We start from the raw sequence: 16878 nt of genomic DNA on the forward strand, positions 1-16878 counted from the left end.
ACGCCATGGCGTTCGCGCTACATTTTCTGGCGGATGGCCAGCACGGCCTGATTGCGCAAGGTGCGCAACAAGGACAACTGTCGCTGCGATATCTGCATGCTGTTGGCGGTAGGCATATCGGCATAAAACAGGGCAATGGGTTTTTCCTTGATGACGATAGGCAATAGCAGCAAGCTACCCGTCGTCACCATGGCGCGATACCAGGCGGGAATTTTGTCCGCAATATTGGGCGCATTGATGTCCGCGATGGAGAGATCGGCGGCCTTGCTGAGCGCGATCTGAAACACATCGGGCGCCGTACTGATAGGAAAGCGAAACTTGGGCAGCATGGCGTCGGCATCCTTGCCAAAACCAAAGCGGGCCGCCATCACGTTGTGCTTGGCATCGCGCACGCAGATAATCGTGCGCTGAAACTCCATGCCGCGATGCATGGTTTCCAGCACCATCTGCATGATGTCATTGAGCTGATGGTCTTCCACCAGCGTATTGGTCACGTCCTGAATGCCCGCCGACAGGATGGCATCGGCATCGTGCCGGTCAGCATCCCCATCCTCCACATCGGCAATATGCCCCATGTCCAGACGCGTGATACCGGCCATGCTATCCACTTCGGGAGGCTGCTGTTTGGCGACTGGCTCTTCCTCCCCGGCCCACTGCCGCATTTTTTTCATCAGGGCACTTTGGGCGAGATTGATGCTGACGATACCGGCGCGTGCCGACATTTCAGCCAGGCTGGACTCTATCGCCGCACGCAACTGCGGCTCGGTAATCGCCACCGCATCTTTGTAGCGCTTCATGATCTTGCGTATGCCCTGTGTTTGCTGCTCGGCGTTGCCATGGGCAATCACCGCACAGAGCTCGTTGGCGAGATTGACCGTCACCGTCAGGGTTTCCAGCTCGCCATAGGGCTTGATCACCTCACCCACCAGTCTTTGCATGCCCGCCAGCAGACGGGGCGGGAAATTCCAGCTCTTGGCAACGCCCACGCCCAGCTCGCTATACCCTATGCCCAGCACCTTTACCGCTGCCTTTTCCTCGCCGTCGCCCTGTTCCACCAGCCGCGCGACTTCCTGGCTTTCTTCAAAGAAATAAAACGTCGCCAACAGCTTGCCCAGGTTACGAAACATGGAGCAGATCATGGCCTCCTCGGCATCACGTATATTGCGGCCCGAGGAAAATTGCGCGGCCAGTATCCCGGCAAAATACGATGACAGCACATCGTCCTTCAGCTGGGCGGCTTGCGCCTTGTTCTGGAGAAACTCAAACAGAATCAGCGTCATCGCCACATTGCGCACCGTCTCAAAACCCAGGATCACCACCGCCTTGGAAATGGTGTTGATCTTGCCGCCAAATTGGCCATAGGTGACGGTATTCACCAGTCGCAGCAGCTTGTTGGTCAGGGCAAAGTCCTGCAGGATGGTCTTGGTGAGAATGTTGGTACTGGCAGACTCGTCATCCACCACGCGATTGATCTCGCTCAGGGTAGACGACAAAATCGGGAAATCACTCTTGCTCTGCATGCGCCGCAGCAAAAACTCCAGCGTGCTGTGCTTGCCGTCGTGCCCGGATTTTTCATCCTCGCGCGTCGGGTCAAGGTATTGCTGCAAGGCCTGGTTCATGGCGGCAGCATTGGCATAGCGGTCATCCGGATTTTTTGCCAGCGCTTTCAGGATAATGGCTTCCAGCTGGGCATCCACATGGATGTTGCGTTCAGACGGCGCGGTGGTGGCATCATGCAGCGTCTTGCGCAGCACCTCCTGCACATCATCGCCCTCCACTGCGGGCTGGCCCGTCACCAGCGCATACAACAGCATGCCTAGCGAATAAAGGTCGGCACGCGGCGTGATTGTTTTGCCGGTGACCATTTCGGGCGCCATGTAATGTGGCGAGCCTTCAATACGGCCCTGAGGTGGCTGGCTGATGCTACGCGCAATCCCAAAATCCATGATCTGCGGCTGGCCGGTCGCGTTCAGCATGATATTGGCGGGCTTGATATCCAGATGCAGCACGTCCTGCGCATGCGCATAGGCAACGGCATCCAGCAGGCTGCTGACAATCTGCACGGCACGGGTCAGCGGCAGCCCGGGTTCCGCGTGCAGCAGCTGCGCCAGCGTCTGCCCTTGCACATAGGCATACACCAGATAGGGGGCGCCCTCGTGTTCTCCCGCATCAAACAGGGTCACGATATTGGCGTGCTGCAGCTTGCTGACGATACGCGCCTCCTGCAGCAGCGCGCCCATGCCCTCTTGCGTGGCATGCAGGGTTTTGATCGCCACATCGCGCCCCAGATGGCTGTCACGCGCAAGGTATACAATGCCTTGCGCGCCTTTGCCCAGCATGCGCACGATTTCAAAACGGCCGATCTTTGCCGCCATATGCTCTCCACCCATAGATGCGCCTTGCCGCTGACGGCATGCGCTGTGACTGTTATTGAACTGCTGGATTTATTATCCTGTGGTTCAACATAGCATATCCGGCCTTAAAGCCAAACGAGGAAACGCTAAATCTTGAGTTTGCTTCTTGCCAGCGCCGAAGCGGCGGTGCGGGTCTCTACCCCGAGCTTGGTGAACACGTGCTCGAGATGCTTGTTGATGGTACGCGGACTGGTACCCAGGATGTCGCCGATATCGCGATTGGTCTTGCCCTGCATGGCCCAGTACAGCACCTCGGACTCGCGTCGGGTGAGTTTGAAGGTGGTCATCAGCGCATCAATCTTGGCAGCATCCGACTCTTCGTGCAGCAGAATCACCCACTGGTCATCGTTATCGATTTCCACCAGGGTAAAAATCAGGCGGCCACTGCCTTGCGGAATGGTCAGTGTCGGCTTGTTGAGTCCAGCAATGCCGCCCTCGAACAGCTCTTTCAGCCAGCGCACCAGCTCCGGCGGCATGGTAGCGCTATATTCAGGCATGGTTTCTTCACCAAAATAACGCTCCATCCACTGCCGCGCCAATGGTGTCTGCCAGACGATCTTGCCAGTGCCCGGCGTCACCGCAATCGCGGCCTGGCCAAAGGCATCGAGCACCCCACGGGTCTGGTGTACCAGTCGCGATGTCTTCAAATGTGCGCTGATACGTGCCAGTACCTCTGCCGTGCGTATGGGCTTGGTCACATAATCGGTGCCGCCCGCCTCAAACCCCGCCACAATGTTTTCGGACTCGGTGAGGCCAGTCATGAAAATCACCGGAATATGTCGCGTCACCAGCTCCTGCTTCAGGCGACGGCATACCTCAAAGCCATCCAGCCCCGGCATGATGGCATCCAGCAGAATGACATCAGGCTGAGCCTGTGCCGCTGTCGCCAGGGCCGTTGCGCCATCCTGGGCAATCAGCACCATAAAGCCGGATTCATCCAGGGCATCATGCAATACCGCCAGGTTATCCAGCACATCGTCAACGATCAGAACAACCGTCTGCACGCTACGGTCATCATTCGCTTTTTTCATGGAGACTCACTTCTTCCAGTATTTTTCGCATGGCATCGAGCTGAAATTCTTTCAGCAGCCGCTGCATCAGGGTCACAAAGGGGCCGTATTGTGGGCCCAGCAAGGCAATGACTTCCAGTTTTTCTGCCACTCCACGCACAAAGCCGATTTTCAGGAACGACTGCAACTCATGCAGAAACTCCGGCGGCGGGAATAGCAAAGGCTCCTGCGGTGGTGGAGGTGGCTCCTCGGCAACGCTCTCGGCGCGTGTCACCCACTCCAGGCCCAGGCGGTTACCCATCCAGCCCAGCAACTCAAACACATTCACCGGCTTGAGGATAATGTCTTCAGTCGGAATTCCGGCCGTGTTTTCCAGCCCCTTGTCGAAAGCATTGGCCGAAACGATCCCAATGCAGACATCGGATTGATGCACCTTGCGTATGATGTAGCTCGCTTCCCAGCCATCCATCACCGGCATCGCCAGATCCATCAAAATCAGATCGGGACGGAAATTGGGATATATCTCCAGACACTCGCGCCCATTGGCCGCCTGCGCCATTTCAAAGCCCAGCGGCTCCAGAATATTAATGATCAGCTCGCGGTCCACATGCTCGTTATCCACCACCAGCACGCGGCGACGCGGGCCTTTGTATGCCACAGGCTGCGCAATGATGACCGACTGCATCTCGTTGCTGCTGTGAATTTGCGGCAAGAAGAGACGTATCTGAAACACGGTGCCACTGCCCACCACACTGCGCACACTCAGCTCGCCGCCCATCAACTGCGTCAGCATCTTGCTGATGGTCAGCCCCAGGCCGGTGCCTGCCACCGTGCTGTTATTGGCCGCACTGCCACGGGCAAACGGCTCAAAGATTTCATCCAGCTCATCTTTCAGAATGCCAGGGCCGGTGTCCTCGATCTCAATGACAGCCAGCTCGCGCGCATAGCGCAGCCGGAATACCACGCCGCCCTGCCGGGTGAATTTCACGGCATTGCCCAGAATATTGATCAGGATCTGGCTCAGGCGCTTCTGATCGGCGCGCACCATATCGGGCAGATCGCCAGTGAGTTGATAGCTGAAGGTCAAGCCCTTGTTGCGGGCCTGCAGCTCGAACATATCGACCACCTGCTGGATAAACTCCGGCAGGCGCAAGGGCTTGATATCGAAGGTCAACTTGCCACTCTCGATACGGGCAATATCCAGCGTCCCTTCAATCAGCGATAGCAAATGCTCACCGCTACGCCGAATCACGCGGATGGCGGGCTGGCGGGCAGCAGGAATGGAAACATCGTTATCCAGCAGCTGGGCATAGCCAAGAATACTGTTGAGCGGCGTGCGCAACTCATGGCTGATGCCGGTGATATAGCGGCTCTTGGCCTGATTGGCTTGCTCGGCCACCTGGCGCGCCTGTTGCAGCTCAGCGTCGGTTTGCCGGTGCAGTTCGATTTCGCGCAGCAGCAAGCCGGTCTGGCGATTGGATTCTTCCTGCGCCACACGGCGGCTTTCACTGGTGAGCACCAGCCACCAGGCGATCACCGCACTGGCAAACACCAGCGCCGCAAATACCTTTAGGAAGGCCAGCCGCAAGGGCCCGAGCAAAGCGGCGGCGGCACTTTTCTCCAGTATCAGCGTTTCGTGGAAGTAAATCAGCCCGAGCAGGGCGCCCAGGAAGGTCAGCGTGACCCCCATCAGCAGTAGATAGTTACTGAGACCGCTCTGCAAATAGGACCACAAGGCCTTGGGGAAGACAAACTTGAGCATGTCCTGCCACTGTTCGGAGAAACGCGCCTGCGGTTTGCAGGCATCGTTACAGCGGGCGTCCAGACAGCAGCACAGCGAGCAGATGAAGCCCTGGTAGGCCGGGCAGTTCGCCATGTCGTCAGTTTCGTAATCATTGCCACACACCGAGCATTTGGCGATGCGCATGGGGATGCTGGATTGTGGCAAGGTGAACTTGAACGGCTCACGCGCAATGTAATAACGGCCGCGCGTGGCCCAGGCAATCAGCGGTGATGCCAGCAAGGCGGTAAACAAGGCAATAAAGGCCGAGAATGCCTGCGCCTGCTGACCAAAGGTGCCAGAAAACGCCAGGATGGATAGCACGGATGACAGCAGCATCGCGCCCACCCCTACCGGATTGATGTCAAACAGATAGGCGCGGCGGAATTCGATGCCCTTGGGACTCAAGCCCAGCGGTTTGTTGATCACCAGATCGGCCACCACAGCGGCGATCCAGGCAATCGCAATATTGGAGTAGAGCCCCAGCACCTGCTCCAGCGCCTGGAACACATCGAGCTCCATCAGCATGACGGCAATCAGCGCATTGAACACCATCCACACCACACGTCCGGGGTGACTGTGCGTGAGCCGCGCGAAGAAGTTGGACCAGGCGAGCGAACCGGCATAGGCGTTGGTCATATTGACCTTGACCTGCGAGATCACCACAAACAGGGTCGTGACCCCCAGCACCACCTGCGGCGACGAGAAGACGTAATTGAACCCTGCCATGTACATATGCGTCGGGTTGATCGCCTGCTCATGACTGACGCCCTGCTCAATCACCAGATACGCCAGCAGCACGCCACCCAGCATTTTGAGGATGCCGAGCAATATCCAGCCCGGGCCCGCCAGCAAAACGCCCGCATGCCATTGCCATTTGTTCTTTTCGGTTTTTTCCGGCATGAATCGAAGGAAGTCGACCTGCTCGCCAATCTGCGGAATCAGGGCGATACCCACGGCAATGGCGGCCCCAAACATCAGAAGGTTGAACTCGCCATGCAGGCCGGAACTGCCGCTATAGGCATGCAGGCGATTGAGTATGTCCGGATCTTTATAGATCACAAAAATGAAAGGCAAGGCCAGCAGCACCAGCCATATCGGCTGGGTGATCATCTGGATGCGGCTCACTAGCGTCACGCCGTGCGTCACCAGCGGAATGACCACCAGCGCGCTCACCATATACCCTATCCACAACGGCAAATGGAAACAGAGCTCCAGCGCATAGGCCATGATGGCGGCCTCCAGCGCAAACAGAATAAAAGTGAACGACGCGTAGATGAAGGAGGAAATGGTTGAGCCGATATAGCCGAAGCCAGCGCCACGGGTCAGCAGATCCATGTCCACGCCATACTTGGCAGCGTAATAACTGATGGGCAGCCCGGTCATGAAGATGATGAGACCGACGGCCATGATGGCCCAGAAGGCATTGATAAAACCGTAGTTGACGGCGATGGTGCCGCCTATGGCCTCCAGCACCAGAAAGGAAATGGCGCCGAATGCGGTATTCGCCACGCGTAGCACCGACCATTTGCGGAAAGAGCGCGGAGTGAATCGGAGGGCGTAGTCTTCCAGGGTCTCATTGGCGACCCATGTGTTGTAGTCGCGACGTATCTTCACGATACGCTGCGTCGCCATGGATTCGCCGTTCAATTTCCCCTGATTGACTGTCCCGTCTGCCATTTCATTTCCGCCATATAGCGCAGCAATGCCCCCTGCTGCCTTGTTATTTGTTTGGCACAAACCTGCCCCACTTCATCCTACGCAAGCTCAAAACTTTTCGCACTGCGTCAAATGACGTATTTCAAAGAGATGCACCTTACCTGCCAGCTCTGCGCATAGTCAGTGTTTTATAACACCAAAATCATCAATATCGGGCAATACGCCCCGGTAAAGAAATGTGAATCGCCAAGCTGCCATGCAGAAATGGCAGATGACAGGAGGGAAAAAACAAACGCCCACCCAGAATGGGCAGGCGTTTTTCAAGTGATTCCGTGAAGCGGTATCAGGCGAAAAGCATCCAGCCGCCCGCCAGCGCAATGGCACCGCCGATGGCTTGCTGCAGGCGTGCGGACAAAGGCAGGCCGCGCGAGGCCAACAGCAAACCCGCCATATGCAGCAAGGCCGTGGCCGTCAGCATGGCAGGCAGCACCATCAGCGCTGAGTGGCTGACCAGCTCAGCACCGTGCGCTACACCGTGCAGCAGGGCAAACAGCGCGACCAGCGCCACCTGCCACAGGGGTTTCAATACCACATGCAAGGCAATCAAGAGGCCAATCGCCATAACGCTGGCAGCAATGCCGGTTTCCATCGCGGGCAGTGTGAGCCCGCCCATGCCGGCCAGTGCGCCCACCAGCATCACCAGTAAAAAGGTCAGCGGCAATTGCCAGCGGGCAGCGCCGCCAAGACGCCCAGCCCAAAGCCCCACCGCCAGCATCACCAGCAAGTGATCCCAGCCGGTCAGCGGATGCATGAAGCCAGCTGCGGCGCTGTCAAGGCCATGACCCGGGTGCGCCAGTGCCAGCGCTGGACTCAGCAGCAAGGCCATGGCTGCCAGACCTGTGTGTGTATGTCGATTTTGCATAATGGACTCCTGTTGTGTAGCGGGTAACGGACCGTGCAATTACTGCATCAGCCCTTGTTTTTCGATAAAGCGGACAATGTCTTCCAGGCCCTGGCCGGTCTTGAGATTGCTGAACAGAAATGGCCGCTCGCCGCGCATGCGTTTGGCGTCACGGTCCATGACCTCCAGCGATGCGCCTACCATGGGGGCGAGATCGATTTTGTTGATGACCAGCAAATCGGATTTGGTAATGCCAGGACCGCCCTTGCGTGGAATCTTCTCGCCTGCCGCTACATCAATCACGTAAATCGTCAGGTCTGACAGCTCGGGGCTGAAGGTGGCGGCGAGGTTATCGCCACCGCTCTCGACGAATACCACGTCGAGCGGCGCAAAGCGCTGACTGAGCTGTGCCACCGCCTCAAGATTCATGGACGCATCTTCGCGAATGGCGGTATGCGGGCAGCCGCCGGTTTCCACGCCGATAATGCGATCCGGGCTCAGGGCCTCGTTGCGCGTCAGGAACTCAGCGTCTTCCTTGGTGTAAATATCGTTGGTCACCACGGCGATGTTGTAGACGTCGCGCAAACGCTTGCACAAGGCGAGTGTCAGCGCCGTCTTGCCGGAGCCTACCGGGCCGCCTATGCCGACACGCAGGGGTTCAGTCGTGTGTTCTGTCGATGTGCTCATATCGTGTTCCTTGGCTTGATCTCACTGTTCATTGCGATGGTCACGGCTACCCCATTAGGAGCGGAATAGCCGGGTATATTGTGTTTCATGGCGGCAGCCAGCAATGCTGAGGCCGGGGCAGAAGTTACTGATGTCCTCGTCCGGCAATGCCATGGCACTCGCCACCAGCGCGGGCAATCGCCCGCCCAGTTCCAGCAGTATTTTCTGCCCGGCCACCTGCCCCAGTGGCACCGCCTTCATGGCGGCAGAGGCCTGATTTTCCAGCCAGGACCAGGCATAAGCATGCAAGGCCTGCTCAGAGGCAATCTGCCACTGGTCGGCAATCCCGGCATATACCGTGATAAACGCCGGGGTTGGCATCGCTTGCAGGCGCGCCAGCCACTCGGCTGGCAGCGAGTCAAACTCGCTCAACAATCGCACCAGTGAATAGCCCATCTGGCGGCTTTCGGCATGCGCTTCGGCAGTATCGCGCCCGGCCTGGTAAATCGCATCCCATTCATGGACCGCTGGCTGATCACCCGCCGCCCATGCCAGCATCAGGCGGTGCAAAAGCGGTAACTCAAACTGCCCCTGATACATCGCCAGCACCGCCCCTATCCAGGCCTCAGCACTGGCTTTATCGCTGACATCGCCGCACTCGATAGCCCACTCCAGACCTTGCGAATAACTGTAGGCACCTACTGGCAACATCGGGCTTGCCAGCTGCAACAGGCGCGAAAGGGCCAGAGCCTTATCCGGCATAGCGCTTCAACCGCGTGGGCGGACGCAGGTTGCTACCGGTATCTTCATCATGATGATGGCGATGCCCACCGCCATAGGCACCGGCTTCAGGTTCAAACGGTGCCTGCAGTTCATGCACCGTCACATTCAGCCCCAGCAGCATGTCTTTCAGCACGTGATCCTGTTCCAGCCGCAACCAGCCGTCGCCAACCTGCAAAGGCACATGCCGGTTACCCAGATGATAAGCCGCACGGGTGAGCGTCGGCGCATCGGCGGCCGTCACATCCATCACCGGCTGGTCGGCCGCCAGTACTTCAACAATGCGGCCATCTTCCGCGCGCAGGCAATCACCGCCACGCAGGATAGTGCCGCGCTCCAGCAGCAAGGCGGCCTCCTGGCCAGACTGCAAGGTGACGCGCAACCGGCTTTTTTGGCGACGGTCAAATGGCAATGCCACCCGGTCATCAATGTGGTCGTGGCCAGCGGCCCGTTCAAATATATTCAGCATTTCGCTCATTGAATCTGCGCTTCTCTCTGACTTGCGGCCATGCAATACATGCCATTAAAACAGAAAATAGCGTTGCGCCATGGGCAGGACGGTGGCGGGCTCGCACACCAGCAGCATGCCATCGGCGCGCACGGCGTAAGTTTCGGTATCCACATCGATCGTTGGCATCCAGCCGTTGTGGATCATGTCTTTTTTCTTGACATCGCGCGTGCCGCGCACGGCCACCAGCGGCTTTTGCAAGCCCAGTGCCGCCAGCTGCGGATTATGCAGCGCAGCTTGCGAAACAAAGGTCACCGACGTTTTAAGCCCGCCGCCGTAGGCGCCGAACATGGGGCGATAGTGCACAGGCTGCGGCGTGGGAATGGACGCATTGGGATCGCCCATGGCCGCCGCGGCGATCATGCCCCCCTTGAGGATAGTAGAGGGTTTTACGCCAAAAAATGCCGGGCGCCATAGCACCAGGTCTGCCAGCTTGCCGACTTCGATGGAGCCCACTTCGTGCGCTATCCCGTGCGTCAGTGCGGGGTTGATGGTGTATTTGGCGATATAGCGTTTCACGCGGAAATTATCGTTACGCGCGGTATCTTCGGCGAGGGCGCCGCGCTGCACTTTCATTTTGTGCGCGGTCTGCCAGGTCCGAATGATGACTTCGCCCACGCGGCCCATGGCCTGCGAATCGGACGACATCATGGAAAAAGCACCCAGGTCATGCAGGATATCTTCTGCGGCAATGGTCTCGCGGCGGATGCGGCTTTCGGCAAACGCGATGTCTTCCGCAATGGCGGGATCAAGGTGATGGCACACCATCAACATATCCAGATGCTCATCGATGGTATTGACGGTGTAGGGCCGGGTCGGATTGGTGGAAGATGGCAGCACATTGGCAAAGCCTGCCGCCTTGATGATGTCCGGCGCATGACCGCCACCCGCGCCTTCGGTATGGAAGGTATGGATGGTGCGATCCTTGAAGGCAGCAATCGTGGTTTCGACAAAGCCGGATTCATTGAGGGTATCGGAGTGGATGGCCACCTGCACATCCATGTCCTCCGCCACGCTCAGGCAATTATCAATGGCGGCGGGCGTGGTGCCCCAGTCTTCGTGCAGCTTGAGACCGATGGCGCCGGCTTCCACCTGCTCCACCAGCGGCTGCGGCACGCTGACATTGCCCTTGCCCAGAAAACCCAGGTTCATGGGGAAGGCATCTGCCGCCTGCAACATGCGATGAATATGCCAGGGGCCCGGGGTACAGGTAGTAGCAAAGGTACCCGTTGCCGGGCCGGTGCCGCCGCCTATCATGGTGGTGACGCCCGACATCAGCGCTTCTTCAATCTGTTGCGGACAGATGAAATGGATATGGGTATCAATGCCGCCAGCGGTCACGATCATGCCTTCGCCGGCAATGACTTCAGTGGCGGCGCCAATGGCAATGGTGACACCAGGCTGAATATCGGGATTACCCGCCTTGCCAATCGCGGCGATACGGCCTGCCTTGATCGCAATATCGGCCTTGATGATGCCGGTGTAGTCCACAATCAGGGCATTGGTGATCACCGTGTCGGCTACCTCGGCCGCGACACGCTGGCCCTGGCCCATGCCATCGCGTATCACCTTGCCACCACCGAACTTCACCTCTTCGCCATACAGCGTGTAGTCTTTTTCCACCTCGATCCAGAGATCGGTATCGGCCAGTCGCAGGCGGTCGCCCACCGTAGGGCCAAACATTTCAGCATAGGCTTGCCGTGTAATCTTGACGCTCATTTCAGTGCTCCCATAACCTTGCCGGCAAATCCATACACCTGCCGGTCACCCGCCAGTGCTACCAGTTGCACGGTGCGTGTCTGCCCCGGCTCAAAACGGACTGCAGTGCCCGCGGCGATATCCAGCCGGAAGCCATAGGCAAGCTGACGGTCAAAACTCAAGGCTTCGTTGGTCTCGTAAAAATGGTAATGCGAGCCTACCTGTATCGGCCGGTCGCCAGTGTTGGCAACAGCCAGCGTCACCGTGGCACGGCCATCGTTAAGGAGTATCTCGCCTGCTTCTACCTGCATTTCGCCAGGAATCATGACATGTCTCTTTTCGTTAACTTTTGCGTGACAGACAATCAGGGTATGGGGTGATGGACGGTGACCAGCTTGGTGCCATCGGGGAATGTCGCTTCAATCTGTATTTCAGGAATCATCTCCGGCACGCCCTCCATCACATCGTCACGCGTCAGCAGCGTGGCGCCATAACCCATCAGCTCGGCCACGGTCTTGCCGTCGCGTGCGCCTTCCATGATGGCGGCTGAAATAAACGCCACCGATTCCGGGTAATTCAGCTTGAGCCCGCGTGCCTTGCGACGCTCAGCCAGCAGCGCGGCTGTAAAAATCAGCAATTTGTCTTTTTCTCTTGGGCTTAATTCCATCGTTTGCCTCGTTTCATCCTCTTGGCATTTCGCCAACTCATCCTGTTATAGCAAGCCGTTTTCTACCACTTCACCGCCATGATCGCCAAGCCACGCAGACACAGGAACACCGTCCGGCTGCTTACCCCGCCGAGGTACCCTGACCTGTCAGGTGTTCCAGATACGCGGCCGCACAGCCAGACGCGCACCGTACCAGGGGCGCAAGCGCTGCCATAGGGTCTCAAAATACTGCCGGGCTTCCGGGGCAGAATCCCCCAGGTAGCGGGCCACAACGATCTCCGGCAAAGCAGTCACGCCGACGCGCGCGGCGGATGCCACCGTCAATGCCTGACAATCCGCCAGAATATCCTTGGGCGCACTGCCCGCGGCGACCACAAAACTGCCATGGACCAGCGCGTGATGCAGACCGACGGGCGAACGCATGACCAGGGATTCTGGATGCCAGTGACCACGCTCCAGCCAGATATAGCGCCCATCACGACGGATGGTAAAGCGCTGGCGCACACCACCGTGCTGCCATTGCTCGCCACGCGCCTGACGGCCAAAGCACTGAATATCCCATCCGGCAAAAACAGCCTGGCCGGTCAGGTCAATGTCGGCTTCGAAGTGCACATCAGCACCATCAAACAATATATTTTCCTGCGGCAGCCATTCCAGTTGCGCCTGGTCAGCCAGATGAAACTGCAGTGCCTGACTGGCGCGACGACCACCGGATTTATACCACTTGCCCGCCCCGGGTGTCGTCAGCAAGGCCTGCGATTGCGGCCCCAGCGTGGCTTGCAGTGTCAGCTGATCACCACCGGCAACACCACCGGGCGGATGCACGATAATGCCGTGGCAGACTTCAGGTCCTTCCGGATGCAGGCTTTTCTGTATGACCAGCGGCCCCTGATGGGCGCGGCGAACCAGCGTGCTGCGCTGGTGACTGACGGCAAACTCCAGCTCCAGCCTGGCTTGCCAGCCTGCGGCATATGCGCCGGATAATGCGGTAAGCGCCTTATGGGAAATCTGGTTCATACCGCATCATGACATAAAAAAATGGAAAAACGGACTGCGAAAAGGGCCGACTGGCAGTCTGAAAGGGCCTGCCAGTCGGGGGAAACTCCCGGTCGCTCACACCGAGAGGTAACTCTTGATCTTGGCCGCATCCACTTCTTCACGCTTGTTTTCGTGGATGAATTTACCCTTGTCGATCACGATGATGCGATCGGCAATTTCCATGGTAAAGCTGAGCACCTGCTCGGACACGATGATGGTGATCTCGCGCATTTTGCGGATTTCATTCAGCACCTTGGCAATGTCCTTGATGATGGAAGGCTGTATGCCTTCGGTGGGCTCATCCAGCAGCAATACCTTGGGATTGGTCACCAGTGCGCGGGCAATCGCCAGCTGCTGCTGCTGACCACCGGAGAGATTGCCGCCCTTGCGGTTACGCATCTCGAACAGCACTGGGAACAAGGCATAGATATCCTCAGGAATTTCCCGCGTTTTGGATTTCTCCATGCCGGTCATGATGTTTTCCTGCACCGTCATGGTGGGGAATATCATCCGGCCCTGTGGCACATATGCCAGGCCCTTGGCCACGCGCTCGTGGCTTTCATTGCCATTGAGGTCTACCCCATCCACCGTTGCCTTGGCGGCCTTGCTGGGCAGTATGCCCATCAGCGATTTGAACAGCGTGGTCTTGCCCATGCCATTGCGGCCCATGATGGCCAGGGTTTCGTTGCGCTCAGCCTTGAAGCTGAGGCCATGGATTACCTGGCTCTGGCCATAACTCACATTCAGGTCTTGAATTTCAAACATCGTCTGTCTCCCGTGACGTAATGGCTCAACTGCTAGTGGCCCAAATACACTTCAATGACCTTTTCATCGGCCTGCACCTTGTCCATGCTGCCTTCGGCCAGAATCTTGCCCTGATGCAACACAGTCACCTTGTGCGCGATCTTCTTCACGAATTCCATATCGTGCTCAATCACGATCACCGAACGGTTCTGGCAGATACGATTCAACAAGTCGGCCGTCTGGTCGCGCTCCTTGGCGCTCATGCCCGCCACTGGCTCGTCCAGCATCAAGAGTTCAGGCTCCTGCATCAACAGCATGCCGATCTCCAGCCATTGCTTCTGGCCGTGGCTCAGCAAGGCGGCTTCCATATCCAGCAGGTCTTTCAGCAGGATTTCTTCCGCCACCTTGTACACCCGTGTCATTACATCGTCAGAGCGCTTGAACAGCAGGCTGCCCCAGACGCTGCGGCCACGTGGATACGACACTTCCAGATTCTGGTACACCGTCAGGTTTTCGTAGATGGAAGGCGTCTGGAACTTGCGCCCCACCCCGGCGCGCACAATTTCATGCTCGGCCAGCTTGGTCAACTCCTTGTTCTTGAACTTGATCGAGCCCGAGGTGGATTTGGTTTTGCCGCAGATCAGATCGAGCACGGTGGTCTTGCCGGCGCCGTTAGGGCCGATCACCACGCGCAGCTCGTTCTTGTCGACGTACAGGTTCAGCTTGTCCACCGCCTTGAAACCGTCAAACGATACGGTCAGGTCTTCAATTGCCAGGATAAAGTCAGTATTACTCATGCTTCTGCTCCCAGTTTGGTGCCTACCTTGCCATGACTGGCATGGGCGTCAGTCTGCTTTTGTTTTTCCTCCGCCACCCAGCGCTTGAGGAAAGGAATCTTGCGGGCATGTTTCTGGTAAATGCCAGCCAGGCCATCCGGGAAGAACATCACCACGGCGATGAACAGGCCACCCATCAGGAACAGCCACAGTTCAGGGTAGGTTTCCGAGAACACGGTCTTGCCGTAGTTGACCAGCAAGGTGCCGTATACCGCGCCTATCAGCGACATGCGCCCACCCACAGCAGCGAAGATCACCATTTCAATCGACGGTACGATGCCGACAAACGAAGGTGACATGAAGCCCACTTGCAGGGTGAACATGGCGCCGCCGATGGCGGAGATCATCGCTGCCACGCAGAAGGTGAAGATTTTGAAGTCAGACACATCGTAACCAGAGAAGCGCACGCGCTCTTCCTTGTCCCGCATCGCCAGCAGCAGCATGCCGAATTTGCTGGTCAGGATGTAACGCGACAGGAAGATGCAGCCGAACAGCAGAATCGCATTCACATAGTAAAGAATGTACTTTGCGCTATCGGTACGGATATCCCAGCCCAGCATGGTCTTTAGGTCGGTAATGCCGTTCACACCACCGGTATAGCCTTGCTGACCCACAATCAGGATGCTCAGGATCAGCGCAATCGCCTGCGTGATGATGGCGAAGTACACACCACCCACACGACGCTTGAACATGGCAAAGCCGATGATGTAGGCAAAGATGGTGGGCACGATCAGGATTGCCAGGATGGTGAATGGCAAGCTCTTGAACGGCTCCCAGAACCATGGCAAGGCCGTCAGCTGGTTCCAGTCCATGAAGTCAGGAATGCCTGGCGTGGTCTGGATCTTGGTACTGATCGGGTCAGAAGCTTCCAGTTTCAGGAACATCGCCATGCAGTAACCGCCCAGGCCGAAGAACATGCCCTGCCCCAGACTAAGGATGCCGCCATTGCCCCACAGCAGCACCAGGCTCAGTGCCACAAAGGCGTAAGTGAGGTATTTGCCCACCAGGTTGAGCCGGAAGATATCCAGGCCCAGCGGCAGGATAACCAGGATCAGCAGCGCCAGCAGGGCAAGGCCCAAGACCCCCTGCTTGCCGCCCAATAATTTATCGGAGAGTATTTTCATGAATGTTTCCTTTACTTACGTACTTTGGAAGCGAACAGACCTTCAGGACGCATCATCAGAATGCCGACGATGGTGAGCAGGGTGGCCACCTTACCCATGGAACTGGTCATGAAAAACTGCAGTATCGATTGCGCCTGGGCTATGCCGAAGGCAGAAGCAATGGTACCGAACAGACTTGCCGCACCGCCAAACACGACGACCATGAAGCTGTCGACGATGTAGAGCGTACCGGTGGTAGGACCGGTGGAGGCAATGGTGGTAAATGCAGCACCGGCAACCCCGGCAATGCCACAGCCCAGTGCGAACGTTACGCGGTCCACCTTTTTGGTATTGATGCCAACAGCCCCTGCCATGACACGGTTTTGCACGGTAGCGCGGACACGCAGGCCCCATTGCGAGCGGAACATGAAGAGGAACACACCGAAGGTGACGACGGCAGCAAGGCCCATCACGAATACGCCGTTAATCGGGATATCAATATCAGGTGTAGGCTGGAAAGAACCCAGCAGCCATTCTGGCAATTCAGCGCTCACTTCCTTGGCACCGAAGCTGGAACGGAAAATCTGCTGCATGACCAGGCTTAAGCCCCAGGTCGCCAGCAAGGTATCCAGCGGTCGCTTGTAGAGATGCCGGATCAAAGTGAACTCAACCAGGTAGCCGATGGCGAAAGCCAGCACAAAGGCCACGATAATGGCGAAGATAAAGTAGTAATTAACAAAGCCGTAGGCGACGGCCAGTTTTGAGAGCATCACGGTGGTATATGCGCCTATGGTCATGAACTCGCCATGCGCCATGTTGATCACCCCCATTTGCCCGAAAATGATCGCGAGACCTAGCGCCATCAGTAACAGGACGCTGAACATGCTGAGGCCGGCGAAGCCCTGCATCACCATGATGTTTCCTATTTCCGCCATTGAATATCCGAACATGATTAGGCCTCCACTTGTATGACTTGCCTGAAAAATTCACTGCACAATTTCACAAAACTTCCCATTGCTTGAACTGTTTTTGTTACCGCTCACCAATACGGCCCCTAAGGGCCGTATGGTTTAC

At 57.4% G+C, this 16878-nt stretch carries 15 protein-coding genes; all 15 read right to left on the reverse strand.

Features of this window, described 5'->3' with window-relative positions:
- Positions 1-17 precede the first annotated feature (17 nt).
- The gene (locus tag FNL37_RS10590) at positions 18-2375 is read right to left on the reverse strand and encodes a serine/threonine protein kinase (protein ID WP_170291273.1); all 2358 of its coding nucleotides are present in this window, start codon (positions 2373-2375) and stop codon (positions 18-20) included.
- Between the two features lie 125 nt (positions 2376-2500).
- Entirely contained in the window at positions 2501-3445 is a 945-nt protein-coding gene (locus FNL37_RS10595) for a response regulator transcription factor (RefSeq protein WP_159356084.1), read from the reverse strand.
- Positions 3429-6884: a hybrid sensor histidine kinase/response regulator gene (locus tag FNL37_RS10600; protein WP_159356085.1), complete on the reverse strand. Its 3456-nt coding sequence runs from the start codon at positions 6882-6884 to the stop codon at positions 3429-3431. The genes FNL37_RS10595 and FNL37_RS10600 overlap by 17 nt, the downstream gene beginning before the upstream one ends.
- Before the next feature lie 322 nt (positions 6885-7206).
- Positions 7207-7785 (reverse strand): HupE/UreJ family protein, encoded by a 579-nt coding sequence (locus FNL37_RS10605; RefSeq protein WP_159356086.1) that lies wholly within the window; start codon positions 7783-7785, stop codon positions 7207-7209.
- 39 nt (positions 7786-7824) lie between these two features.
- On the reverse strand, positions 7825-8451 hold the full coding sequence (ureG, locus tag FNL37_RS10610; RefSeq protein ID WP_013441540.1) for an urease accessory protein UreG: 627 nt from the start codon (positions 8449-8451) through the stop codon (positions 7825-7827).
- A 54-nt stretch (positions 8452-8505) separates the two neighbouring features.
- The gene (locus tag FNL37_RS10615; protein ID WP_159356087.1) at positions 8506-9192 is read right to left on the reverse strand and encodes an urease accessory protein UreF; all 687 of its coding nucleotides are present in this window, start codon (positions 9190-9192) and stop codon (positions 8506-8508) included.
- Positions 9182-9679, reverse strand: a complete 498-nt coding sequence (gene ureE, locus FNL37_RS10620) for an urease accessory protein UreE (protein ID WP_159356088.1) — start codon at positions 9677-9679, stop codon at positions 9182-9184. The genes FNL37_RS10615 and ureE overlap by 11 nt, the downstream gene beginning before the upstream one ends.
- 54 nt (positions 9680-9733) lie before the next feature.
- Positions 9734-11437: an urease subunit alpha gene (gene ureC, locus FNL37_RS10625; RefSeq protein ID WP_013441537.1), complete on the reverse strand. Its 1704-nt coding sequence runs from the start codon at positions 11435-11437 to the stop codon at positions 9734-9736.
- Positions 11434-11742 carry an urease subunit beta gene (locus FNL37_RS10630; RefSeq protein WP_015829548.1) on the reverse strand — a complete coding sequence of 103 codons (309 nt, stop codon included), beginning with the start codon at positions 11740-11742 and terminating at the stop codon, positions 11434-11436. Before FNL37_RS10630 ends, ureC begins: the two co-directional genes overlap by 4 nt.
- Before the next feature lie 38 nt (positions 11743-11780).
- Positions 11781-12083, reverse strand: a complete 303-nt coding sequence (gene ureA / locus FNL37_RS10635) for an urease subunit gamma (RefSeq protein WP_013441535.1) — start codon at positions 12081-12083, stop codon at positions 11781-11783.
- A 147-nt stretch (positions 12084-12230) separates the two neighbouring features.
- Positions 12231-13100, reverse strand: a complete 870-nt coding sequence (locus FNL37_RS10640; RefSeq protein WP_159356089.1) for an urease accessory protein UreD — start codon at positions 13098-13100, stop codon at positions 12231-12233.
- A gap of 96 nt (positions 13101-13196) precedes the next feature.
- On the reverse strand, positions 13197-13886 hold the full coding sequence (gene urtE / locus FNL37_RS10645; protein ID WP_013441533.1) for an urea ABC transporter ATP-binding subunit UrtE: 690 nt from the start codon (positions 13884-13886) through the stop codon (positions 13197-13199).
- Between the two features lie 32 nt (positions 13887-13918).
- Positions 13919-14662 (reverse strand): urea ABC transporter ATP-binding protein UrtD, encoded by a 744-nt coding sequence (urtD, locus tag FNL37_RS10650; RefSeq protein WP_013441532.1) that lies wholly within the window; start codon positions 14660-14662, stop codon positions 13919-13921.
- A complete protein-coding gene (urtC, locus tag FNL37_RS10655; RefSeq protein WP_159356090.1) occupies positions 14659-15825 on the reverse strand; it encodes an urea ABC transporter permease subunit UrtC in 1167 nt (388 codons plus the stop codon). The genes urtD and urtC overlap by 4 nt, the downstream gene beginning before the upstream one ends.
- An 11-nt stretch (positions 15826-15836) precedes the next feature.
- Positions 15837-16754 (reverse strand): urea ABC transporter permease subunit UrtB, encoded by a 918-nt coding sequence (gene urtB, locus FNL37_RS10660; RefSeq protein ID WP_013441530.1) that lies wholly within the window; start codon positions 16752-16754, stop codon positions 15837-15839.
- Positions 16755-16878: the final 124 nt, after the last annotated feature.

The sequence above is a fragment of the Methylovorus glucosotrophus genome (assembly GCF_009858335.1).
Lineage (GTDB): Bacteria > Pseudomonadota > Gammaproteobacteria > Burkholderiales > Methylophilaceae > Methylovorus > Methylovorus glucosotrophus.